Raw genomic sequence first — 23,061 nt, forward strand, 5'->3', positions numbered from 1 at the left:
GCTGACGATTCGGATCAGACCTTGGTGAAGCACAACGTGTAGTCGAAGCCCCGGCTGTTGCGGTACTGGATGCCGTAGTCGTACTCCGCCGAGCACTCCTGGTCCTGGCCGGGCAGCAGGGCACCCGTCTTGTATTGGGCCTCGGGCGAGCCACAGTCGACGACCGTCGGCAGCGGTTCGCCCTGCGGGTCTGCGACCTTCACGCAGTCGCCGATCTCGGGGTCGTGCGTCTTGTCCTCTTCGGCCGCCGCGGACGCCGAAGCCTCCGCCTTCGCCTTGCCGCCGGTGGGGCTGGTGTTGTAGTCCCAGACGTAGTAGCCCAGCCCACCGAAGATCGCGATGACGACGACGGCGGCCTTCACCATCCGCAGCGCACCTCCCGGCTGCGGGCGCTGAGGACCGCGCGGCGGCTGCGGCTGCCCGTAGGGCTGTTGCGGTTGTCCGTACGGCTGCTGCGGCTGCCCGTACGGCTGCTGCGGATACTGCGGTGGAGGCGTCGACATGCCCGGATACCCCGTAGTTGATCGAACGTTGGATGAACTTGCGCAGGTCAACGCGAAGTTGACCCGGCGCAGGCTTCCCCCCGGCGTCAGCCGGCTCGCCACCGGGTCAGAAGTAGCTGATCAAGAAAGTCACCCCGGCCCCGACAAGCCCCACCCCGATCATCCCGAGCACGGCCGACCGCGTCACTCCCCGCCCCGCCGTCTCCCAGGCAGCGTCGAACGAGATACGGCTCGCCCCGAACGGAGCGAACCCGGTGGCGAGGCAGAACACGCCGAGTCCGGTGGACACCCAGCCGCCGAAGAACGCGGCGAACCAGCGCCAGGCCCGGTCCATCCCTGCCTGGACGTAGTCGGCGCCTGTCCCGTCATCCGACGCCGGCGGCTCCGTCTGCTGCACGGACAACTCGGTTCCCTGCCCGTACCGTTGCCTGACCTGCACCGCCGCGTTGTGGTCCGTGCCCTTGCCGCCCTCCGCGACGAACGTGCCCTCGCAGCGGACGGGACGGCGGTTCTTACGGCTGCTGCGGGAGGCGTTGTTCGGGTAGTTCACCTCGCACTGCTGCACGGTCAGTGTGCCGTGGGTGCCGGCCCAACCCGCCGCGTACGCCCCCTCGTACGCGCCGAACCCGCTCAGGCCGAGGCCCGCGATCAGAAAGACCAGGCCGCCCGCGCGCCCCAGGCGCCCAAAGGCTCTGCCGACGAGCCCGGCGAGGGAACGGTCTACGCCGGTGCCGTTTCCTGTGCCCTGCGTCCGAGCCATGACGATGCGGTCCTTCCGATGCGGTCCTTCTTCTCTACGGCCGGTGGGGGCCCAGCATGGCACCCCCGTGTGACGGGGGATACTTCAGGTGTCGAGAGGCGACGAGAGGCAGCGACATGACGAGGCAACCCGAGAACTCAGCCAAGCCGCAGGGCTCTTCGCAGGAACGCGGCGTGCTCGACGAGGCACTCGAACCCGAACAGATCCGTTCCCTGAACTCCGCCCTGCGCAAGTTGTCCGAGACCGACGCCGCCGGCAAGGACCTGCAGGAGGCGGCCAAGAAGCTGCTCTCCGGCCGCCTCGCCCTGCGCGACGCCATGGACGACCCCGCGGTGTCACGAGCCCTGGGAGGAGGCATGGCCTCCCTGCGCGGTCAGTGGGAGTCGCTGTCGGAGGACGAGCGCGACCAGATCAGGCACGGCGAGCCGCTCACCGGCGGTGGCCCCGCCTCCGGGTCGTCCGAGCCGAAGGGGGCGCAGGGCGAGGACTCTCAGTCCGGGAAGAAGAACCAGGGGCGGCACAGCGGAGGGTTCTCGCTGTACTGATCGCGCGGACGAAGTACGGGCGGCCAAGCCCCCGGCAGGCACCCGGCGCACGGTCATGACTGTCGCTGCCTCCGGTACAGCGCGATGGCCGCCGCAGTCGGATAGTTGGGCACCGGGACGGTCTCGCCGGTCTCCTTGCAGACTACGATCTTGCTGCCGCCGGGCGGAGCCGGCTGAGGCCGGCCTGCGGCGTCCGTGACCGGCGGGAACACCGCGTACACCAGGTAGCCGATGTCGAATTCCGCCACGCGCAGCTCGGCCGGAGTACCGTCCGGCAGCTTGGGCTGCGCGTAGCGGCTCCGCACGATGGCCAGAGCCTGCTCGCAGGAGGCGGGCGATGCCGGGTCGTCCGATGCCACGGGGGTGCTCTCCTCGTCGCCTGGGCTGTTCCGGTCAGAACAACCCGTGCCACATCTGCTCGACGATCAGCGACCACCAGGTCTCCGCGTTCCCCAGCGCGGACGCGTCGACGGCGGCCAACTGCTCCTGCAGCGTCGCCACTTCCGCACCGGCCGCGACCGGGTCCAACCCCTGCAGCCGCTGTCGAGCGTCGGCGAGCAGCGCCAGGGAACGGGCGAAGGCGGCGACCGACACGTTCACGTAGCGGGCCTCGGCAGTGACCGGATCCACCGCCCAGAGCGCGCCGAGGCCGTCCGGCTGTCCCGAGCCGGGCAGAACCTGCACGGCGATGACTGCGACTCCGTCGAAGCCGATCCGGACCAGGTGCGCCAGGGCACCGATCTTCTCCTCGCCGGCCGGGCTGCGCCGCTCACGCAGATTCGTGGCGACGTCCGTGAACAGGCCGCCGGCCGGAGGGGCGTCGGCGCGGTCGGCGGTGAAGAACAGCGGGAGGTCTGCCGGCAGGCCCGCCCAGGTGAGCGTCGCACCAGACGCCTCCGGCAGCGCGCTGCCGGTGATGTCGTCGGCGTCGAAGCGACGGACACCGCCCTCGCCGAAGACCTCGACGAGATGGCGGCCCAGAGCCACGTCACGCATCGGCTCAGCGGGCGTCACCTGCGCGGGAACCGGCACGCGGTGCGGGCGGGGCGGCGGCTGCTGGCCGGCGATCCCATGCATCGTCTCGACCTGCTCGATCAACGCCGCGATGCCCTCCGCACGCGCCTCGGGACGCGCCCCGTAGGTCTGTGAACAGGACAACTGAGCGTTGCGGAAGGAGTTGAGGAGTTCGGCCGTGTAGCCGCCGGGGAGCAGGCTGGGACGCAAGTCGGTGTGGATGGCCAGGACGTTCTCGGCGGGCACGTTCATCCGCCGCAGCTCGCCCCACGCCTGGTACTCGGCGGGAGGAAGCCCCGGGGCGGAGGTGCGGAAGAGGGTGGTCTCCTCGCCGTTCGCCGGGTCCGTGTACGTGAAGACAGCGGTGTTGCCGGGACCGGTGACCGGACGGGCGCCGCCTTCGGACGTGCCCGTGCCCTGTCCCGCGCCGCCGTGCTTCTGCCGGTACATCTGCACGACCTCGTCGACCGGCACCGACGGCCAGATCGTCAGTTCGCCGGTACGACGGTCCACGACCCCGCACGCGTTGCCGATGTCGGCTGGCGGCCGCCGCTCCCCGGTCTCCGGGTCACGCTCGGGCTCCGCAGGCGCCGCCCACACGACCCAGCCCAGGTCGAACTCCTGCATCCGGACCTCGCGGCGCGGCTCATCGGAGCCTTCCGGATTGAGCCAACGGTCGGCGATGGCGAGCGCCTGCTCCTGGCTGGTCACGGGGAGCTCCTTCGAAGTCATGGGTCGTCAGTGCCTACGAGGCTATCTCCGCGCTCGCCGCGCGGATACGCAGGGCCTTCGCCCCGCGCCCGGTGGCGAGGAGGAGGATGCCGTCGGGGGACAGGTCGGCCGAGGAGAAGGGCGTGTCGGAGATCAGCGCCGCAACGACCTCCTGATCCGCCCGGTTCCAGACCCGCAGGTAGTCGGCGCCGCGACTCAGACCCAACGGGGCGGCGGCACGTTCCTCCTCCGACGGGCGAAGGATCTGCTCGGGGTCGACGTCACCCAGGAGATCAGGCCGTACGAGGCCATGGACGAGGAGCGCGGAACCGGACTCGTCGCCAGGGGCACCGATCCCACGCGCACCAGGTGTGCCCGCGGGTACGACCAGTACGGCGACCGGGGCGGCAGACCCGTCGGGGCGAGGCAGCCTGCCGACGGTCACGGCGCTCACCCCGGACACGGGCAGGCTCCACAGGGTCTGCCACGGCAGTTCGAGCCCGAGCCGCTGGTGTATCGCCTCGGCGTACTCGGTCAGGCCGTCCTCGACGAACGCGGTCTCCAGCAGGGCGGCACGCAGCGTGACGGGCGCCTCGGTACGGGTCAGCAGGGGCGCCGTACGCAGGTACGTACGGGCGGGGGCGCCCAGCTCCTCGGTCGGTACCGCCTCGATGGCGGCGCGCAACGGCACCGGATCGGCGTGCACGAACAGCGCCGGGTCGGTGAGGAGTTGGGGCAGCAGCCCCGCTTCCAGCGTGTGGCTCGCGATGTTGTCGCGCACGTAGGGGTCGGCCTTGCTCCAGTCCTGCTCGGGCACGGCCTCCAGCAGGGCCATCGCGACCTGTGTCTGGGCGGCGCGCACGCTCGGCAGGCCGGCGCGGATCTCGTCGCCGATGGCCGGGTGCAGCAGCCGTAGCAACGTACGCCCGCCGTCCGCCTGCTCGTTCTCCGCCGCGTCCGCGTCCGCGTCCGCGTCCTGTTCGTCGGGCTGCACGAACGGCCCGGCCAGCAGCATCCCGCCCGCGATGACCTGGCTCATGTCCTGCCCGGCGACCGCGCTCGCCAGCCGTGCCCACAGCTGGACCGGTATGCCGTCACCCTCCGCAAGGGCGAGCGGGGTCAGCATGAGCCGCAGCGTCTGCGAGTCGGTGCCGAGCCGCCTGGCGTGCAGGTCCAGGGCCTCACCGACAGACGTCGGCAGGAACCTCTCGTCGGCCGGGTCGAAGCCCTCCGGAGCCATCAGAATGCAGTTGACGGCGAGTTGGACGACCAGAGGACTGGTCCCGGCCCGGCGGCCGATGGCTGCTCCCAGGGCGAGCCGGGCGGCGGGATCCACGGTGAACGGAAGCTCGGGTGCCCCGAACTCCGGGCTCAGCGCCGCGTGTGCGTGCCGCAGCAGGCCCTCGGGGTCGGCCCACTCCGGCTCGTCGAGATCGATGATCTGCACGGTGCCGGACGGCAGACCCCCGGCCAGTTCGGCGGCCAGCGGACGCGGCACCTCGGCCAGCAGCCGGACCGTCTCCGTGGCGGCCAGGGGGGAGAGCACCTCGCGTACCAGCCGTGCGGGTTCGCCCGCCGTCCGCACCGGACCGGCACGGTCGACGTCGGGTACGACGACGGTCACCGGCTCGTCGAGAGCGGCCAGCTCGGCGTACACGCCCTCGACGCCGGTGGCGTTCAGCTCGTAGTGGTCGGCGAGCAGCCACAGGACCTGGGCGGCGGTCAGCCCTTCGGGGGCGGGTACGGCCGGGGCCGGCAGGTCCGGCGGCACCGTCGACGGGTCCATCTCGTCCAGTGGCAGCTGCTTGCGGTACTCCGGCTCGCACAGCATCAGAAACCCGGTGAGCAGCCGCGAACGTCCGCTGCCGGAACCGCCGGTGACCACGACGACGCGCGGAGCGCCGGGGGCGGCCTCCCGCCAAGCGGCGAGCGCGCGCAGCGCGGCGGTCCGGCCGCCTATGTGGGGGTGCGGTGCGTAGTCCTCGGTCGAGCCGGTCATCGGTCCCCGTCCTCCGTCATCGCGGACGCATTTTCGTAGGACCTTGATCTTAGGCGCCGAGCCGGTCCCGCGGTCGGGTCACTCCTCCAGTGCGAACCTCGGCGGCCTGCCCCCGGAGCCGACCTACTCCGCCGTCACCCCGCCACTGCGCGGCGCGGCCTCCAGATCGAACTCCCCGTCCCGCGCCCCCAGTACGAACGCCCGCCACTCCGCCTCGGTGTACCGCAGCACGGTCCCGGGATCCAGGGACGAGCGCATGGCCACGGCGCCCGCCGGCAGGTACGCGATCTCGACCCGCTCCTCGTGCGCCTCGGTGCCCGGCGCGCACTGCCACTCGACCCCCGAGATGTCGAGGGCGTACAGCTCGTCCCGCTCCCGCTCCTTGCGCGCCTGGACGTCCTCGGACTGAGTCCCGACCTCGTTGTTGCGTGCCTCGGACATGCCGCTGGGCCTCTTCCTGACGTGCGAACGACGTACGTGGCTCAGCCTACTTGCGTCGGCGGCCCCGCACGTGCCCGTCGAGGATCAGAAGTCCTGGCGAGGCCGCAGGTTGCTGTGCACGACGCCGGTCGGCACCTCCACCTGACCGTCGTATTCGGACATCGTCCGCTGCCAGATGGCGTCCTGTTCGGCCTCGTTCTTCTCGTGCGCCACGCCCATCTTGGTGAAGGCGACGCCCATGCCGGCGATGCGCTCCGCCAGGCTGGCCATCGACTCGTACATGCCGTCGCGCAGGCCCTCGTAGACGACGCCGAACTTCTCGCCGATGTCGTCGTCGCCCCACGGCGGGGTGTCGCCCTTCTCGAGCGCGGTCAGCCCGGTCTGCAGGGCCGTCACGGCCTTGGCGAAGTCCACGCCGACGCCGAACATGTGAAAGCCCTCGGTCTTGAGGACCTCAGGGTCGGAGTCCATGTAGTCCGACGACACAACTGCCCCCCGTGGCTCGTCTTTTCCGTCGCAACGCCACTCTAACGGGGACACCCGTACGAGACCCAGCCCTCACGTGGGCAACGGAGAGGGGCGGCACCCCTGTGGGTACCGCCCCTCCGGCTGGACCGACCGTCTCTCAGAACCGGTTCGGCAGCCATCCCGTCTGAATGAGCTGCCCACCGCGACGCCGCGTGTGGAAGTGCCCACGTCCGGGCGGGAGTTGCGTCGCTGTGATGTTGCCGAGCAGCGCGCCCTCCGCCCGGTCGCCGGAGAGCACGACGCCCTGGGCGCCGAGCTCGCGCATCCGCTGCATCACCGGCTCGTACAGCGACCGGCTCGCACCGCCCGAGGCGCGCGCGATGATCACGCGCAGGCCGATGTCACGGGCGAACGGCAGGTACTCCAGCAGCGGGGCCAGCGGGTTCACGCCGGTCGCCACCAGGTCGTAGTCGTCGACGATGACGAACGCGTCCGGGCTGTTGTACCAACTGCGGTTGCGCAGCTGCTCGGGCGTGACGTCCGGGCCGGGCATACGGCGGTGCATCGAGCCCGCCAGGCCCTCCAGCGTCTCCGTCAGGGCCGGCGCCGAGGCGCAGTACCGCGACAGGTGCGAGTCGGGCACGCCCTCCAGGTGGGCGCGCCGGTAGTCGCCCATGACGATCTTCGCCTTGTCCGGCGTGTAGCGCTCGGTGATCTGCTTGACGAGCAGCCGGAGCAGCGCGGACTTGCCGGACTCGCTCTCGCCGAACACGATGAAGAGCGGGTCCGTCTCGAAGTCGACGAAGACCGGCGACAGCGACGACTCGTCGATGCCGATGGCGACACCGCGCTCCGGGTGCTCGAAGCCCTTGGGCAGCCCGTCCGCCGGCATCATCGTGGGCAGCAGACGGACGGACGGGGCGTGCTGGCCCTGCCAGTTGTCGTTGATGCCGCGCACGAGGATCGATGTCGCCTCCGACAGGTCCTCCGTCTCCGAGGAGCCGTCGACCCGGGGCAGGCCCGCCATGAAGTGCAGCTTGTCCGAGGTCAGACCGCGGCCCGGCACGGTGGCGGGGACGTTCTGTGCGACCTTGCGGTCGATCTCCGACTCCGTCGGGTCACCGAGCCGCAGCTCGATGCGGTTCTGCAGCATGTCCTTGAGCGCGGGCCGCACCTCGGTGTAGCGGCTCGCCGTCAGGATCACGTGCACACCGAAGCCGAGGCCGCGCGTGGCGATCTCCGTGACGGTCGCCTCGAGCATCTCGTAGTCGGTCTTGAAGGTGGCCCAGCCGTCGATGACCAGGAAGACGTCGCCCCAGAGCTGGTCCGGCAGCTGGCCCGAGTTCCGGCGCTGACGGTAGGTCTGGATCGAGTCGACGTTGTTGGTGCGGAAGTACTCCTCGCGCGCGTTGAGGATGCCCTCGACTTCGCTGACCGTGCGGCGCACCTTCTCGGCGTCGAGACGGTTGGCGACCCCGCCGACGTGCGCCAGCTCCTCCATCGAGATCAGACCGCCACCGCCGAAGTCCAGGCAGTAGAACTGCACTTCGGACGGCGTGTGGGTGAGAGCGAACGACGAGATGAGCGAGCGCAGCAGCGTCGACTTGCCGGACTGCGGACCACCGACGAACAGACCGTGACCCGCACCGCCCGAGAAGTCCCGGTACAGCACGTCACGCCGCTGCTCGAACGGCTTGTCCACCAGGCCGACCGGCACGTTGAGCCGGCCGAGCGCCGTGTAGTCGGGCGCGGTGAGGCCGCGGTCCTGGGTGACGGCGAGCTGCGGGAGCAACTGCTCGAGCGAGGGCGCCTCGTCGAGCGGGGGCAGCCACACCTGGTGAGCGGGCGGTCCCTGGTTGATCATCCGGCTGACGAGCACGTCCAGCACGGTGTCGGCGAGCGCGTCGTCCACCCGGTTGTCGGGCTCCGGCTCCTCGATCACCGGCTGCGGGGGCAGCGCCACGTGCTCCGCCGAGAACAGCGCGGGCCTCAGCTGCGTGGAGCGGTGCACCCGGGACGGACCCTCGCCGTGGTACGCCCCCGACACGTACGCCGCCTTGAAGCGGACCATGGTGTCGGTGTCGTAGCGCAGATAACCGGAACCGGGAATCGACGGCAGGTGGTAGGCGTCCGGGACGCCGATCGCCGTACGGGACTCGGCGGCGGAGAAGGTCCGCAGACCGATCCGGTACGACAGATAGGTGTCCAGGCCGCGCAGCTTGCCCTCTTCCAGGCGCTGCGAGGCCAGCAGCAGGTGCACACCCAGCGAACGGCCGATGCGGCCGATCTGGATGAACATGTCGATGAAGTCCGGCTTGGCCGTGAGGAGTTCGGAGAACTCGTCGAGCACGATGACCAGCGAGGCCATCGGCTCCAGCGCGGCGCCCGCAGCCCGGGCCTTCTCGTAGTCGTGCAGGTTGGCGTAGTTGCCGGCCGAGCGCAGCAGCTCCTGACGGCGCTGCGTCTCACCCATGATCGAGTCGCGCATACGGTCGACGAGGGTGAGGTCGTCCGCGAGGTTGGTGATCACGGCCGCGGTGTGCGGCATGTCCGCCATGCCGGCGAAGGTGGCGCCACCCTTGAAGTCCGCGAGGATGAAGTTCAGCGTCTCCGAGGAGTGCGTCACTGCGAGACCGAGCACCAGCGTACGCAGCACCTCGGACTTGCCGGAGCCGGTCGCGCCGACGCACAGGCCGTGCGGGCCCATGCCCTCCTGCGAGGCCTCCTTGAGGTCCAGCATGACCGGCTCGCCGTTCTCACCGACACCGATCGGCACGCGCAGCCGCTCGTGCAGCGTGCGGGGCCGCCAGGTGCGCGAGACGTCGACGGTGCCCGCGTCACCGATGCCCATGAGGTCCGTGAAGTCCAGGTTGGACAGCAGCGGTTCGCCCTCCTCCGCGGAACCGACCCGGAAGGGGGCCAGCTGCCGCGACAGGGACTCGGCCTGTGCCGGGTTGAGCAGGTCGGGCTTGCCCGTGTACGCCGACTCGTGGCCGACGAACAGCCGCATCCGGTCCGGCTTCACATAGACCGTCAGACCGGCGCGCAGATCCTCCTCCAGCTCGCCGGGGGCGATCTCCAGGAAGGTGACGCCCTGGAGGCCGTCGCTGCTGGCGAGTTCGGCGTCGGGCGGCACGGTGCCGCCGTCGAGCACCACGATCAGGTGCGGCTGGTCGTAGACCGGGGTCGCCTCGCGGTTCCAGCGGGGCCTGTCGTCCAGCTGGTCCGCGAGCGCCTCCTCCAGCTCGCCGAGGTCGTCGAAGAGGAGCCGGGACGAGCCCGCCCCGTCCTTGCTCTTCGGGTGCTGGCTGTGCGGCAGCCACTTGATCCAGTCCCAGTCCGCCGCCGCGGAGGGATGTGCCACCACGGCGATCATCAGGTCCTCGGGCGAGTGCAGCGTCGCCAGCTGGGACAGGGACGCGCGGGCGTTGCCGTAGACCGTGTCCGTCTCACCGCAGATCGTCACGTGGTAGAAGGCACGCAGCGAGATGGCGACCGGCAGGTCGGACAGACTGCCGTGCGCGTCGAGGAAGGCCTTCATGGCCGCCGCGGTCAGCGGCTCCAGCTCCTCCTTGGGCGCCGTCTCCGGCGCCACCAGCGGGGTGTTCAGCTGCTGGATGCCGCGACCGATCCGCACGGAGGCGAAGTCCGCGTCCGTCGGGCGCCGCTCCCACAGCCGCTTGCCGTCCGCCGCGACCGCCCACAGCTGCTCGGGGTCGGGGTGCTGGAAGAGCTGGCTCTGCCGCTGCAGATCCGCGGTCTTGTGTACGTCCTTGCGGACCTGCTCCAGGTAGCGGAAGTAGTCACGCCGGTCCTGAGCCATCCCCGCGCCGCCGCCCTGCTGACGGGACTTGGCGAACTGGGCGATGGCCATGGCCAGCGTCGAGGCGAGCATCAGCCCGCCGACGACCCTCATGTACGAGGGGAGACCCGGCATGAAGAAGAAGCCGACCGAACCCACCATGCCCATCATGGGCAGCAGGTTCATCAGCATGCTCTCGTCGCCCTCGCGAGGGATCTCAGGAGGCGTCTCGAGTTTGACCTCGCCCTCCGGGACGGCCGGGGGCACTATCCGCGGTGGTCGTTTGATGATGACGACGCTCACCGAATGCACTCATCCTTCGCGATTGATCGTGATACGTCCTGGCACCGACGCCCCCGTGTACCGCGACGTGTTCTCGTTCGCGTAGGCGTCGTTCGCGTAGACAGCGATCCTACTGATGCGCCGCGTGCCCGAGGGAGGGAGGCGGATGGAGATGCGGAGCAGGTCCTGGGAGGAATGGGGGAGGTAGGTCCTTTCCCGGGTACCGCAACGGATATGGTGGCGCTCCGTGTCGTACGAGCGGCGCGAGGAAGCCTTGTCTAGCAGGGGGAACACCAGGTGAGCACGGGGACTTCGACAGGTTTCTGCCGAATCACCATCGCAGCGCCGGACAGCCGTGTAGATGTCGCGCTGCCGGAGGACCTGCCGATCCAGGACCTCTTTCCTGAGATCATCAGGCTCTCGGGCCTGGTTCAGTCGGACACCAGTCCTTCCGGTTACCACCTTGTGACCCGCGAGGGTCAAGTGCTCGACGCGAGCCGTTCGTTGCTCGAACACCGGGTCAGAGACGGTGAGGTGCTGCTGCTGCGGACCTTCGCCGACTCGCTGCCACCGGCCGTGCATGACGACGTGGTGGACGCGATCGCCGCCGCGGTCAAGCAGGACCTGCGCAGCTGGAACGACAACCTGATGCGGCTCGCCGGTCTCGTCGCCGGATCGCTGCTGCTGGTCATGCTCGGCTTCGTCTTCTGGTTCGCGGACCCGATCCGGCACGACATGCACGGCCTGCAGGGCATCCTCGCCGGCGTGACGGCGCTCGCCCTGACGGCCCTCGCCGGCGTACGGGCCCGGGTCTACGAGGACCGCGGCTCCGCCGTCGCGCTCGGCATCTCGGCGTTGCCGCACGCGCTCATCGCGGGTTCCGGCGTCATTCCCCAGGACGCGGGTGAGGGCCCCGGAAGGCTCCAGTTCCTTGTCGGCTGCGTCGCCGTCCTGCTGTTCTCCGTCGTACTGATCATGCTGCTGCCGCAGGGCGACGCCCCGTTCGTGGCCGCCGCGCTCGCCTCCGCGATCGGCACGCTGGCCGTGTTCTGCGGTGTGCTCACCGAGGCCCAGCCGCGGGAGATCGCCGCCGGCACCTCGGTCGTCGCCCTGGCGGTCGTCGGCTTCCTGCCCGGCTGGTCCGCCCGCTTCGCCAAGCTGCCGATCGGCTTCCGCAACCCCGAGGACCTGGCCCGGGCCCGTCGCGATGGCAACGAGGGCGACCTCGAGGCCGTCGACGTCCAGCGCATCGTCGCCCAGACCAGCCGTGGCCACGAGCTGCTGCTCGGCCTGGTCGGCGGCTGCGCCGCGGTCATCATCGGCGCGGGCGGCGCGGTGCTCGGCTTCAGTGACAGCGGCTGGGCCCAGCTGCTGGCCCTGTGCGCCGGCCTCGCCGCGATGCTGCGGGCGCGTCTGTTCCGCTACACCGCTCAGGTCACCTGCCTCTTCGTGGCGGGTGTCGTCACGCTCGGACTGCTGGTCCTCGGCCTCGCGATCTCGCCGCCGGCCGACATCGTCATCGAGCTGCTCCAGGGCAATTCCGGCCCGGTCGACGTCCGCACCCTGTGGCTCGGCGCCTCCGTCGGCGCCGGTGTGCTGCTGCTGATCGCGATCGCCCTGATCGTGCCGCAGAAGGGGCTCTCCCCCTTCTGGGGCCGCATGCTGGACCTCGCCGACTCGCTGGTGCTGCTCTCCCTGATCCCGATCTGCCTGGCCGTCCTCGACGTCTACGGCAAGGTCCGCGGCGGCGTCTGACCGGCGCCGGGGCCCCGGGGGCCGCCTGTCAAGAGCCCGCCTCAGTGCTGGTACGCTGTGTGACGGCCGTTTGTGTACGCGCCTCCGGGTCCACCTGGAGGACGCGCCCAGCGGATCCCCGCCTCCCGAGTAACGGAAGCTCCCCTGAGAAGTGGACCAGGGGCACTCGGTGGCAATCAGAGACTACGAGGAGTGCACGTGTCGCTCGACACCGCCACGAAGAAGCAGATCATCGCCGAGTTCGGTACCAAGGAGGGCGACACCGGCTCCCCCGAGGTCCAGGTCGCCATGCTCTCGCGTCGCATCTCGGACCTGACCGAGCACCTCAAGACCCACAAGCACGACCACCACTCCCGTCGTGGCCTGCTGATCCTCGTCGGTCAGCGCCGCCGCCTTCTCCAGTACCTGGCGAAGAAGGACATCCAGCGCTTCCGTGCGCTGGTCGACCGCCTCGGCATCCGCCGCGGTGCGGCGGGCGCCAAGTAAGACGCCGTGAAGGGAGCGGTTCCCACTCTTAGGGGGCCGCTCCCTTTGCTGTACGTGCGGAGTGTCACCGCCCCTTTGTAGTGTGGTAGCACAACGCAACACCACGAGGAGAAGTGCGCCTCGCCGCCGCCGGTCCTCGGTAGTGGCCCCCGGGCAATGCGAACCCCGGGTGCTTCGATCGAAGACCGGCCCGCACTAGATGGAGCGCTTCTCCGCGCATGTCCCCCCGCCACACGGGCGGATGGGACAAAAGACGCAACGCAGACGAAAAGTAACGGAGAAAACGCTAGTGGAGAACGAGACCCACTACGCCGAGGCCGTCATCGACAACGGCTCCTTCGGCACCCGCACCATCCGCTTCGAGACGGGCCGCCTGGCCAAGCAGGCCGCCGGTTCCGCCGTGGCGTACCTGGACGACGACACCATGGTGCTGTCGGCCACCACCGCCTCCAAGAACCCCAAGGACCAGCTCGACTTCTTCCCCCTGACGGTGGACGTCGAGGAGCGGATGTACGCCGCCGGCAAGATCCCCGGCAGCTTCTTCCGCCGTGAGGGCCGTCCCTCCGAGGACGCCATCCTCACCTGCCGCCTCATCGACCGCCCGCTGCGCCCGTCCTTCAAGAAGGGCCTTCGCAACGAGATCCAGGTCGTCGCCACGATCATGGCGCTCAACCCCGACCACCTGTACGACGTCGTGGCGATCAACGCCGCGTCCGCGTCCACGCAGCTGGCCGGCCTGCCCTTCTCCGGCCCGATCGGCGGCGTCCGCGTCGCGCTGATCCGCGGCCAGTGGGTTGCCTTCCCGACGCACAGCGAGCTCGAGGACGCCGTCTTCGACATGGTCGTCGCGGGCCGCACCCTGGAGGACGGCGACGTCGCGATCATGATGGTCGAGGCCGAGGCCACCGAGGGGACCATCAAGCTGGTCCAGGGTGGCGCCGAGGCCCCGACCGAGGAGGTCGTCGCCGCCGGTCTGGACGCCGCGAAGCCCTTCATCAAGGTGCTCTGCAAGGCCCAGGCCGACCTCGCCGCGAAGGCCGCCAAGCCGACCGGCGAGTTCCCGATCTTCCTCGACTACCAGGACGACGTCCTGGAGGCGCTCACCGCCGCCGTCAAGCCGGAGCTCGCCTCCGCGCTGACCATCGCCGGCAAGCAGGAGCGCGAGTCCGAGCTGGACCGCGTCAAGGCGCTCGCCGCCGAGAAGCTCCTGCCGGAGTTCGAGGGCCGCGAGAAGGAGATCTCCGCCGCGTACCGCTCCCTGACCAAGCAGCTCGTCCGCGAGCGCGTGATCAAGGAGAAGAAGCGCATCGACGGCCGTGGCGTGACGGACATCCGTACGCTCGCCGCCGAGGTCGAGGCCATCCCGCGCGTGCACGGCTCCGCGGTGTTCGAGCGTGGCGAGACCCAGATCCTGGGCGTCACCACGCTGAACATGCTCCGCATGGAGCAGCAGCTGGACACGCTGTCGCCGGTGACGCGCAAGCGCTACATGCACAACTACAACTTCCCGCCGTACTCCACCGGTGAGACCGGCCGCGTCGGCTCCCCGAAGCGCCGCGAGATCGGCCACGGCGCCCTCGCCGAGCGCGCCCTCGTGCCGGTGCTGCCGACGCGCGAGGAGTTCCCGTACGCGATCCGCCAGGTCTCCGAGGCGCTGAGCTCGAACGGCTCGACGTCCATGGGCTCGGTCTGCGCGTCCACCATGTCGCTGCTGAACGCCGGTGTGCCGCTGAAGGCCCCCGTCGCCGGTATCGCCATGGGCCTGATCTCCCAGGAGATCGAGGGCGAGACGCACTACGTCACCCTCACCGACATCCTCGGTGCGGAGGACGCCTTCGGCGACATGGACTTCAAGGTCGCAGGCACGAAGGAGTTCGTGACCGCCCTCCAGCTCGACACCAAGCTGGACGGCATCCCGGCCTCCGTCCTGGCCGCCGCCCTGAAGCAGGCCCGTGACGCCCGCCTCCACATCCTCGACGTGATGATGGAAGCGATCGACACGCCGGACGAGATGTCCCCGAACGCGCCGCGGATCATCACCGTGAAGATCCCGGTCGACAAGATCGGTGAGGTCATCGGCCCCAAGGGCAAGATGATCAACCAGATCCAGGAGGACACCGGCGCCGACATCACGATCGAGGACGACGGCACGATCTACATCGGTGCCGTCGACGGACCCTCCGCCGAGGCCGCCCGCACCACGATCAACGGCATCGCCAACCCGACGATGCCCGAGGTCGGCGAGCGCTACCTGGGCACGGTCGTGAAGACGACCACCTTCGGCGCGTTCGTCTCGCTCCTGCCCGGCAAGGACGGACTGCTGCACATCTCGCAGATCCGCAAGCTGGCCGGCGGCAAGCGCGTGGAGAACGTCGAGGACGTGCTCGGCGTGGGCGCCAAGGTCCAGGTCGAGATCGCCGAGATCGACTCCCGCGGCAAGCTGTCGCTCGTCCCGGTCATCGAGGGCGAAGAAGGCTCCGACGAGGACAAGAAGGACGACACCGACCAGTGACGTCGAGTAGCTCCACGGCGACGGCCCGCACCTCTTCGGAGGCGCGGGCCGTCGCCCGTACCCAAACCCTCATCAAGGGCGCCAACGGCATCGGCACGGTCCGCAAGACCACCCTCCCGGGCGGCCTGCGCATCGTCACCGAGACCCTGCCCTCGGTCCGCTCGGCGACCTTCGGTATCTGGGCGCACGTAGGCTCCCGCGACGAGACCCCGGCCCTGAACGGCGCCACGCACTACCTGGAACACCTGCTCTTCAAGGGCACCACCCGCAGGTCGGCCCTGGACATCTCCTCCGCCATCGACGCCGTCGGCGGCGAGATGAACGCCTTCACGGCGAAGGAGTACACGTGCTACTACGCGCGCGTGCTCGACGCCGACCTGCCGCTCGCCATAGACGTCGTCTGCGACATGCTGACGGGCTCCCTCATCCTCGAGGAGGACGTCAACGTCGAGCGGGGCGCGATCCTCGAAGAGATCGCCATGACCGAGGACGACCCGGGCGACTGCGTGCACGACCTGTTCGCGCACACCATGTTCGGCGACAACCCCCTCGGCCGTCCGGTCCTCGGCACGGTCGACACGGTCAACGCCCTCACCGCCGACCGCATCCGCCGCTTCTACAAGAAGCACTACGACCCGACCCACCTGGTCGTGGCGGCCGCGGGCAACATCGACCACAACAAGGTCGTACGGCAGGTCCGCGCGGCCTTCGAGAAGGCCGGCGCCTTCAAGAACGGTGACTCCGCGCCCATCGGGCCGCGTGACGGACGGCGCACCATCCGCGCCGCCGGCCGGGTCGAGCTGATCGGCCGCAAGACCGAGCAGGCCCATGTCGTGCTCGGCATGCCCGGCCTGTCCCGCACGGACGACCGCCGCTGGGCGCTGGGCGTCCTCAACACGGCTCTCGGCGGCGGCATGTCGTCCCGCCTGTTCCAGGAGGTCCGCGAGAAGCGCGGCCTGGCGTACAGCGTGTACTCGTACACCTCGGGCTTCGCCGACTGCGGGCTGTTCGGTGTGTACGCGGGCTGCAGGCCCTCGCAGGTCCACGACGTGCTGAAGATCTGCCGCGACGAACTCGACCAGGTCGCCGAACACGGGCTGTCCGACGACGAGATCGACCGCGCCATCGGCCAGCTCCGCGGCTCCACCGTCCTCGGCCTGGAGGACACCGGTGCGCTGATGAACCGCATCGGCAAGAGCGAGCTGTGCTGGGGCGAGCAGATGTCCGTCGACGACATGCTGTCCCGGATAGCGGCCGTGACCCCGGACGACGTCCGCGCGGTCGCCCGCGAGGTCCTCGGACAGCGGCCCTCGCTGTCGGTCATCGGCCCGCTGAAGGACAAACAGGCGGCCCGGCTGAACGACGCCGTCGCCTGACCGTCCGCCCACGGAACATCCGACGCGGAACATCCTGCGGAACATCCGACGTAAGGAAGCAAGAGAGATGAGCAAGCTGCGCGTGGCGGTCCTCGGTGCCAAGGGCCGCATCGGCTCCGAGGCGGTCCGGGCGGTCGAGGCCGCCGAGGACATGGAGCTGGTCGCCGCCCTGAGCCGGGGCGACAAGCTGGAGGCCCTGGCGGAGACCGGCGCCCAGGTCGCCGTCGAACTGACCACGCCGGACTCGGTGATGGACAACCTCGACTACTGCGTACGGCACGGGATCCACGCTGTCGTGGGTACGACGGGCTGGACCGACGAGCGCCTCGCGCAGCTGAAGGCCTGGCTGGCCGAGTCCCCTCAGACCGGCGTGCTCATCGCGCCGAACTTCTCCATCGGTGCCGTCCTGACGATGAAGTTCGCGCAGATCGCCGCTCCCTACTTCGAGTCGGTCGAGGTCGTCGAGCTGCACCACCCCAAGAAGGTCGACGCCCCGAGCGGCACGGCCACGCGCACGGCCCAGCTCATCGCCGAGGCCCGCCGCGCCGCCGGCACGGCCCCCGCGCCGGATGCCACGGAGACGGCCCTCGACGGCGCCCGAGGTGCCAGCGTCGACGGGATCCCGGTCCACTCGGTCCGCCTGCGCGGCCTGCTGGCCCACCAGGAGGTCCTGCTCGGCGGCGAGGGCGAGACCCTGACCGTCCGCCACGACTCCCTCCACCACAGCAGCTTCATGCCGGGCATCCTGCTCGGTGCCCGGCGCGTGGTGACCACTCCGGGCCTCACCTTCGGCCTGGAGCACTTCCTGGACCTGGGCTGAGGCTCGCAGATGCGCGCGAAGATCTCCTACGTCATCACGGCCGCCGTCCTGGTCGTCTACTTCGTCCTGGCCGGCAGCCGTGGCGTGCTGCTCATCCAGTCCGGCACGGTCCTCACCGTCACCTTCGGTGTGGCGGTGCTGATCCTGCCGGTGATCGGCCTGTGGTTCCTGTGGAAGAACACCCAGTTCGTCCGCAAGGCCAACGCCCTTGCCGCCGAACTCGACGCCGAGGGTGCCCTGCCCGTCGACGAACTGAAGCGCACTCCCAGCGGCCGTATCGACCGCGACTCGGCCGACGAGGTCTTCGCCAGGCGCAGGGCCGAGACGGAAGACGCCCCCAACGACTGGCGCAGTTGGTTCCGCCTTGCCGTGGCCTACCACGACGCCCGCGACACCCCGCGCGCCCGCAAGGCGATGCAGCGCGCCATCGCCCTCCACGACGGCAAGACCGTCGAGGCCTGAGCCCTACGACGACTGCTCAGCCGTGAGCCGAAGGGGCCGGCCCGCATTCGCTGCGGACCGGCCCCTTCGCGTACCCGGCTCGATCAGCCGTGCGTGTTCTCCGCGGCCCAGGCCTCAACCGCGTCGGTGGCCCGGTCGAACGCCGCCACCCGGGCCATGAAGTCCGCGTTGTGCGTGGTCATCAGCGTCGGCATGTCATCCGCCGCACGGTCGCGCCGTACGAGCATCAGGGCCTGTCCCTGCACGGTGCGCGGCAGCCCCAGCCAGCGCACCGGCTGCTGCACTGTCCGTACGGCGACGACCTGCTGCCAGGGCACCGTACGGGTGGCGAAGAACCTCACCTGGCGCAGCCCGCTCGCGCTCACCCACACACCCATGCGCAGCAGCCTCAGGGCACCCGCGATGACAGCCAGCGCGATGCCGAAGACGACCGTGGCTCCGGTCACCGTGCCCGTCAGGGCGATGATGACCGCGGCGAACAACACGTACGAGGCGAGCAGCAGCCACAGCGCGGCCACACCCACGCGCCACGGCCCGGGCCGGTAGGGACGCCGCCAGCGGTCGAGGTCGTCGAAGGGCAGCGCAACGTCGTCGGCTGTCTCGAATGCGCGGTCGGCCGTCAGGAAGGGCAGGGGCACGGCTGGTCCTCACTCGTTCCATGCATGGGCTGTGCCCGGTGAGGCTATCGACCTGTGTCCCCACTCACCACCCTTGGGGGTCCGATGGAGTCAGCGCCCCTGGGAGGCCTGGGACTGCTGAGTCTGCGCCCCGGTGTCGGTGGACAGCGCGGGTGTGCCCACCACCAGCGAACCGGCGAGCCCGGCGACGATGGTGAGCCCCAGCAGCCATCGCCCGGCCATCTGGCCGACGGACGCCCGCTCACGGGGTGGGGGAGTGACATTGCTGCGGAACCTGTCGGCCTCGGCGAGAAAGGCGAACGGAACGGGCTCACGCCGACGGAACATGGAGGGTGCGTCCCCCTTCGGGATCGAACGAATCACTTTCATCAACACAGACGAGCGAGTGCCCCAAAAGGTGCCCGGTTTCACCGACTTCCTTCGGTCACGACGGCGAACGTCCCGTTTGGTGGGACGTAGAGTGGCGTCGCCAAGAGACGAGATGGGAAGGACCCTCCGAACCGTGACCCCCACCCCCGACGACGATTTCAAGATCGAACTGCGCAGCGATGTCACCGTCGAACTGGTCAAACACAGCGCGGCCGACTCCGACGTGCTGTTCGCGGCCCGGGTGTCGACCGTCGGGGAGCAGTCCCTGGATGAGTTGAACAAGGACCCGGAGCGTTCCAAGGGCCTGATCAACTACCTCATGCGGGACCGGCACGGCAGCCCGTTCGAGCACAACTCCATGACGTTCTTCGTCAGCGCCCCGATCTTCGTCTTCCGCGAGTTCATGCGGCACCGCGTCGGGTGGTCGTACAACGAGGAGTCCGGCCGGTACCGGGAGCTGCAGCCGGTGTTCTACGTGCCGGACAACTCGCGCAAGCTCGTGCAGCAGGGCCGCCCGGGCAAGTACGTCTTCGTCGAGGGCACCCCGGAGCAGCACGACTTCGTGCAGCACGCGATGGAGGGGTCGTACCGCGAGGCGTACCGGACCTACCAGGAGATGCTCGCGCAGGGCGTCGCCCGCGAGGTCGCCCGCGCGGTCCTCCCGGTCGGCCTGTTCTCCTCGATGTACGCCACCTGCAACGCCCGCTCCCTGATGCACTTCCTCGGCCTGCGCACCCAGCACGAGCTGGCCAAGGTCCCGTCCTTCCCGCAGCGGGAGATCGAAATGGTCGGCGAGAAGATGGAGGAGGCGTGGGCCGAGCTCATGCCGCTCACTCACGCGGCCTTCAACGCCAACGGCCGCGTGGCACCGTAACGCCGCTTCCCCGGACCGGGCACGGCCGCACGGCCCAGCCGCATGAAGTGTCCGTATTGCGGCATTTGTGGAAGTTCATCTAGCCTGATCAAACGGACCCGGCACTGCTTGAACCCCCGAGCAGGCAGTGCCGGGTTCCTTATTTGTCCTGACTTTCCCGCACCCCCCTAGGGCAGACCAGGCCGAGCGCAACGAGTAGCGTGTAACCCATGGCTCCGACCTCCACTCCGCAGACCCCCTTCGGGCGGGTCCTCACCGCCATGATCACGCCCTTCACGGCGGACGGCGCACTTGATCTCGACGGCGCGCAGCGGCTCGCCACGCACCTGGTGGACGCAGGCAACGACGGCCTGATCATCAACGGCACCACCGGCGAGTCGCCCACCACCAGCAACGCGGAGAAAACGGACCTGGTACGAGCGGTACTGGAGGCCGTCGGCGACCGAGCCCACGTCGTGGCCGGCGTCGGCACCAACGACACCCGCCACAGCCTCGAACTTGCCCGAGCGGCGGAGAAGGCGGGCGCACACGGCCTCCTGGTCGTCACGCCCTACTACAACAAGCCCCCGCAGGAGGGCCTGTACCGCCACTTCACGGCCATCGCCGACGTCACCGAGCTGCCGGTCATGCTCTACGACATCCCCGGCCGCAGCGGCGTCCCGATCAGCACCGAGACGATCGTCCGCCTCGCCGAGCACCCGCGGATCGTCGCCAACAAGGACGCCAAGGGCGACCTCGGCCGCGCGAGCTGGGCCATCGCGCGCTCCGGCCTCGCCTGGTACTCCGGCGACGACATGCTGAACCTGCCGCTGCTCTCCGTGGGCGCGGTCGGCTTCGTGTCGGTCGTCGGCCATGTGGTCACCCCCGACCTGCGCGCGCTGGTAGAGGCGTACACCTCGGGTGACGTCCAGAAGGCCACGGAGATCCACCAGAAGCTGCTCCCGGTCTACACCGGCATGTTCCGCACCCAGGGCGTCATGACCACCAAGGCCGCGCTCACCCTCCAGGGCCTGCCCGCGGGCCCGCTGCGCGCACCGATGGCCGAGTGCTCACCCGAGGAGATCGAGCAGCTCAAGATCGATCTTGCCGCAGGCGGGGTACAGCTCTAACACCAGACTTCGCGCTCCGGGCGCGCACAACAGACTTCACAACTGAATAAGCAGGCCACCGGTGCCTGCACCCCACAACGACAACTGCTTCTGCACGAACGTCACGCGCGCCACGTGCCCAACCGGTACGTGGCGCGCGTGGTGAGGAGAGTCTTTTGAGTCATCCGCATCCTGAACTCGGCTCGCCCCCGCCGCTCCCCGAGGGTGGCCTGCGCGTCACCCCACTCGGCGGCCTCGGCGAGATCGGCCGCAACATGACGGTCTTCGAATACGGCGGCCGCCTGCTGATCGTCGACTGCGGAGTGCTCTTCCCCGAGGAGGAGCAGCCCGGAATCGACTTGATCCTGCCGGACTTCTCGTCCATCCGGGACCGCCTCGACGACATCGAGGGCATCGTCCTCACGCACGGTCACGAGGACCACATCGGCGGCGTCCCGTTCCTGCTCCGCGAGAAGCCGGACATCCCGCTGATCGGCTCCAAGCTGACCCTCGCCCTCATCGAGGCCAAGCTCCAGGAGCACCGCATCCGCCCGTACACCCTCGAGGTGGCGGAGGGGAACCGCGAGCGCATCGGACCCTTCGACTGCGAGTTCGTCGCGGTCAACCACTCCATCCCGGACGCTCTTGCGGTCGCCATCCGCACGCCTGCCGGCATGGTCGTCCACACGGGCGACTTCAAGATGGACCAGCTCCCGCTGGACAATCGTCTGACCGACCTCCACGCATTCGCCCGGCTGAGCGAGGAAGGCATCGACCTCCTCCTCTCCGACTCCACGAACGCAGAGGTCCCGGGCTTCGTCCCGCCCGAGCGGGACATCTCCAACGTCCTGCGCCAGGTCTTCGCGAACGCCCGGAAGCGGATCATCGTGGCGAGCTTCGCCAGCCACATCCACCGCATCCAGCAGATCCTGGACGCGGCCCACGAATACGGCCGCCGGGTCGCCTTCGTCGGCCGCTCGATGGTCCGCAACATGGGCATCGCCAGGGACCTGGGCTACCTGAAGGTCCCCCCGGGCCTCGTGGTGGACATCAAGACGCTGGACGACCTCCCCGACCACGAGGTCGTGCTGGTCTGCACGGGTTCCCAGGGCGAACCGATGGCGGCCCTGTCCCGCATGGCCAACCGGGACCACCAGATCCGGATCGTCCAGGGCGACACGGTGATCCTGGCGTCCTCCCTGATCCCCGGCAACGAGAACGCGGTCTACCGCGTCATCAACGGCCTGACCCGCTGGGGCGCGAACGTCGTCCACAAGGGCAACGCCAAGGTGCACGTCTCGGGCCACGCGTCCGCCGGCGAGCTGTTGTACTTCTACAACATCTGCCGCCCGAGGAACCTGATGCCGGTGCACGGCGAATGGCGCCACCTGCGCGCCAACGCCGAACTGGGCGCCCTGACCGGCGTGCCGCACGACCGCATCGTCATCGCCGAGGACGGCGTAGTTGTCGACCTCATCGAGGGCAAGGCGAAGATCTCCGGCAAGGTCCAGGCCGGGTACGTGTACGTGGACGGCCTCTCGGTCGGCGACGTGGGCGAGCCGGCCCTCAAGGATCGCAAGATCCTGGGAGACGAGGGCATCATCTCCGTCTTCGTGGTGATGGACTCCTCCACCGGCAAGATCACGGGAGGCCCGCACATCCAGGCCCGCGGCTCCGGTATCGAGGACTCTGCCTTCGGCGATGTCATCCCGAAGATCACGGAGACGCTGGAGCGCTCGGCCCAGGACGGAGTGGTCGAACCCCACCAGCTGCAGCAGCTTGTGCGCCGCACGCTGGGCAAGTGGGTCTCGGACACCTACCGCCGCAGGCCGATGATCCTGCCTGTCGTCGTGGAGGTCTGACGGCCCGTCGGACGCTGCACCGTGCGAACCCGGAGCGGGGCGCCTCGATTTGCATCGAGGCGCCCCGCTCCAGTACGTTTACGGCTCCGCCCGAACGGGAACCCGGCCACCTCGTGAGCCGGAACCAGTCCCCGGAGGGGGCGGGAATTCCGACTCAGAATCTCTGATAAAGTCGGAGTCGCCGGAAAGGGAAACGCGGGAGCGGGAACCTGGAAAGCACCGAGGAAATCGGATCGAGAAAAGGATCTGATAGAGTCGGAAACGCAAGACCGAAGGGAAGCGCCCGGAGGAAAG

General features: G+C 69.5%; 20 protein-coding genes. 10 read left to right on the top strand and 10 right to left on the bottom strand.

Annotated elements, in window-relative coordinates; translation table 11 throughout:
* Positions 1-14 precede the first annotated feature (14 nt).
* Positions 15-503: a hypothetical protein gene (locus tag ACFY5C_RS20255; protein WP_389446069.1), complete on the bottom strand. Its 489-nt coding sequence runs from the start codon at positions 501-503 to the stop codon at positions 15-17.
* Positions 504-609: 106 nt separating this feature from the next.
* Positions 610-1,263: a hypothetical protein gene (locus tag ACFY5C_RS20260; protein ID WP_389446070.1), complete on the bottom strand. Its 654-nt coding sequence runs from the start codon at positions 1,261-1,263 to the stop codon at positions 610-612.
* A gap of 116 nt (positions 1,264-1,379) precedes the next feature.
* Between ACFY5C_RS20260 and ACFY5C_RS20265 the strand changes: the two genes are divergently transcribed.
* On the top strand, positions 1,380-1,808 hold the full coding sequence (locus ACFY5C_RS20265; protein ID WP_389446072.1) for a hypothetical protein: 429 nt from the start codon (positions 1,380-1,382) through the stop codon (positions 1,806-1,808).
* Positions 1,809-1,861: 53 nt separating this feature from the next.
* Here the strand turns inward: ACFY5C_RS20265 and ACFY5C_RS20270 are convergent, their stop codons facing one another.
* The 6 genes from ACFY5C_RS20270 to eccCa form a co-directional block, all read right to left on the bottom strand.
* Entirely contained in the window at positions 1,862-2,167 is a 306-nt protein-coding gene (locus tag ACFY5C_RS20270) for a hypothetical protein (protein ID WP_389446074.1), read from the bottom strand.
* Between the two features lie 34 nt (positions 2,168-2,201).
* A complete protein-coding gene (locus tag ACFY5C_RS20275) occupies positions 2,202-3,533 on the bottom strand; it encodes an SUKH-4 family immunity protein (protein WP_389446076.1) in 1,332 nt (443 codons plus the stop codon).
* A gap of 34 nt (positions 3,534-3,567) precedes the next feature.
* The gene (locus tag ACFY5C_RS20280; RefSeq protein WP_389446078.1) at positions 3,568-5,532 is read right to left on the bottom strand and encodes an ATP-binding protein; all 1,965 of its coding nucleotides are present in this window, start codon (positions 5,530-5,532) and stop codon (positions 3,568-3,570) included.
* A gap of 123 nt (positions 5,533-5,655) precedes the next feature.
* Positions 5,656-5,973: a DUF397 domain-containing protein gene (locus ACFY5C_RS20285; RefSeq protein WP_389446079.1), complete on the bottom strand. Its 318-nt coding sequence runs from the start codon at positions 5,971-5,973 to the stop codon at positions 5,656-5,658.
* Between the two features lie 84 nt (positions 5,974-6,057).
* Entirely contained in the window at positions 6,058-6,444 is a 387-nt protein-coding gene (locus ACFY5C_RS20290; protein ID WP_389446081.1) for a hypothetical protein, read from the bottom strand.
* A gap of 154 nt (positions 6,445-6,598) precedes the next feature.
* Positions 6,599-10,546, bottom strand: a complete 3,948-nt coding sequence (eccCa, locus tag ACFY5C_RS20295; protein ID WP_389446083.1) for a type VII secretion protein EccCa — start codon at positions 10,544-10,546, stop codon at positions 6,599-6,601.
* Between the two features lie 276 nt (positions 10,547-10,822).
* On the opposite strand from eccCa, the gene eccD reads away from it, so the two are divergent.
* The 6 genes from eccD to ACFY5C_RS20325 all read left to right on the top strand — a co-directional run bounded on the left by eccD (position 10,823) and on the right by ACFY5C_RS20325 (position 17,936).
* Entirely contained in the window at positions 10,823-12,280 is a 1,458-nt protein-coding gene (gene eccD / locus ACFY5C_RS20300; protein ID WP_389446085.1) for a type VII secretion integral membrane protein EccD, read from the top strand.
* Between the two features lie 198 nt (positions 12,281-12,478).
* Positions 12,479-12,766 carry a 30S ribosomal protein S15 gene (gene rpsO, locus ACFY5C_RS20305; RefSeq protein ID WP_147994107.1) on the top strand — a complete coding sequence of 96 codons (288 nt, stop codon included), beginning with the start codon at positions 12,479-12,481 and terminating at the stop codon, positions 12,764-12,766.
* Positions 12,767-13,055: 289 nt separating this feature from the next.
* Positions 13,056-15,278, top strand: a complete 2,223-nt coding sequence (locus ACFY5C_RS20310) for a polyribonucleotide nucleotidyltransferase (protein WP_389446087.1) — start codon at positions 13,056-13,058, stop codon at positions 15,276-15,278.
* Positions 15,275-16,654: a M16 family metallopeptidase gene (locus ACFY5C_RS20315; protein WP_389446089.1), complete on the top strand. Its 1,380-nt coding sequence runs from the start codon at positions 15,275-15,277 to the stop codon at positions 16,652-16,654. Before ACFY5C_RS20310 ends, ACFY5C_RS20315 begins: the two co-directional genes overlap by 4 nt.
* Before the next feature lie 67 nt (positions 16,655-16,721).
* A complete protein-coding gene (dapB, locus tag ACFY5C_RS20320) occupies positions 16,722-17,474 on the top strand; it encodes a 4-hydroxy-tetrahydrodipicolinate reductase (RefSeq protein WP_389446090.1) in 753 nt (250 codons plus the stop codon).
* A gap of 9 nt (positions 17,475-17,483) precedes the next feature.
* Positions 17,484-17,936 carry a hypothetical protein gene (locus ACFY5C_RS20325; protein ID WP_389446092.1) on the top strand — a complete coding sequence of 151 codons (453 nt, stop codon included), beginning with the start codon at positions 17,484-17,486 and terminating at the stop codon, positions 17,934-17,936.
* Between the two features lie 83 nt (positions 17,937-18,019).
* On the opposite strand, the gene ACFY5C_RS20330 is transcribed toward ACFY5C_RS20325, so the two are convergent.
* Together ACFY5C_RS20330 and ACFY5C_RS20335 are read right to left on the bottom strand one after the other, a co-directional pair.
* A complete protein-coding gene (locus ACFY5C_RS20330) occupies positions 18,020-18,574 on the bottom strand; it encodes a PH domain-containing protein (RefSeq protein ID WP_389446094.1) in 555 nt (184 codons plus the stop codon).
* 90 nt (positions 18,575-18,664) lie between these two features.
* Positions 18,665-18,901 (bottom strand): hypothetical protein, encoded by a 237-nt coding sequence (locus tag ACFY5C_RS20335; protein ID WP_383607273.1) that lies wholly within the window; start codon positions 18,899-18,901, stop codon positions 18,665-18,667.
* Between the two features lie 175 nt (positions 18,902-19,076).
* Here ACFY5C_RS20335 and thyX point away from each other — a divergent pair, with 175 nt between their 5' ends.
* The 3 genes from thyX to ACFY5C_RS20350 all read left to right on the top strand — a co-directional run bounded on the left by thyX (position 19,077) and on the right by ACFY5C_RS20350 (position 22,767).
* Positions 19,077-19,817: an FAD-dependent thymidylate synthase gene (gene thyX / locus ACFY5C_RS20340; RefSeq protein WP_389446096.1), complete on the top strand. Its 741-nt coding sequence runs from the start codon at positions 19,077-19,079 to the stop codon at positions 19,815-19,817.
* Positions 19,818-20,026: 209 nt separating this feature from the next.
* Positions 20,027-20,926 (top strand): 4-hydroxy-tetrahydrodipicolinate synthase, encoded by a 900-nt coding sequence (gene dapA / locus ACFY5C_RS20345; protein WP_389446098.1) that lies wholly within the window; start codon positions 20,027-20,029, stop codon positions 20,924-20,926.
* Positions 20,927-21,081: 155 nt separating this feature from the next.
* On the top strand, positions 21,082-22,767 hold the full coding sequence (locus tag ACFY5C_RS20350) for a ribonuclease J (RefSeq protein ID WP_389446099.1): 1,686 nt from the start codon (positions 21,082-21,084) through the stop codon (positions 22,765-22,767).
* Positions 22,768-23,061 lie beyond the last annotated feature (294 nt).

Source organism: Streptomyces sp. NPDC012935 (assembly GCF_042900345.1).
Taxonomy (GTDB): Bacteria; Actinomycetota; Actinomycetes; order Streptomycetales; family Streptomycetaceae; genus Streptomyces.

Excerpts from the sequence above, each read along its gene's own strand:
- ACFY5C_RS20280 (WP_389446078.1), bottom strand. The coding sequence starts at position 5,532 with ATGACCGGCTCGACCGAGGACTACGCACCGCACCCCCACATAGGCGGC.
- ACFY5C_RS20285 (WP_389446079.1), bottom strand. The coding sequence starts at position 5,973 with ATGTCCGAGGCACGCAACAACGAGGTCGGGACTCAGTCCGAGGACGTC.
- dapA (WP_389446098.1), top strand. The coding sequence starts at position 20,027 with ATGGCTCCGACCTCCACTCCGCAGACCCCCTTCGGGCGGGTCCTCACC.
- ACFY5C_RS20255 (WP_389446069.1), bottom strand. The coding sequence starts at position 503 with ATGTCGACGCCTCCACCGCAGTATCCGCAGCAGCCGTACGGGCAGCCG.
- ACFY5C_RS20335 (WP_383607273.1), bottom strand. The coding sequence starts at position 18,901 with ATGTTCCGTCGGCGTGAGCCCGTTCCGTTCGCCTTTCTCGCCGAGGCC.
- dapB (WP_389446090.1), top strand. The coding sequence starts at position 16,722 with ATGAGCAAGCTGCGCGTGGCGGTCCTCGGTGCCAAGGGCCGCATCGGC.
- ACFY5C_RS20325 (WP_389446092.1), top strand. The coding sequence starts at position 17,484 with ATGCGCGCGAAGATCTCCTACGTCATCACGGCCGCCGTCCTGGTCGTC.
- ACFY5C_RS20265 (WP_389446072.1), top strand. The coding sequence starts at position 1,380 with ATGACGAGGCAACCCGAGAACTCAGCCAAGCCGCAGGGCTCTTCGCAG.
- ACFY5C_RS20260 (WP_389446070.1), bottom strand. The coding sequence starts at position 1,263 with ATGGCTCGGACGCAGGGCACAGGAAACGGCACCGGCGTAGACCGTTCC.
- ACFY5C_RS20290 (WP_389446081.1), bottom strand. The coding sequence starts at position 6,444 with ATGGACTCCGACCCTGAGGTCCTCAAGACCGAGGGCTTTCACATGTTC.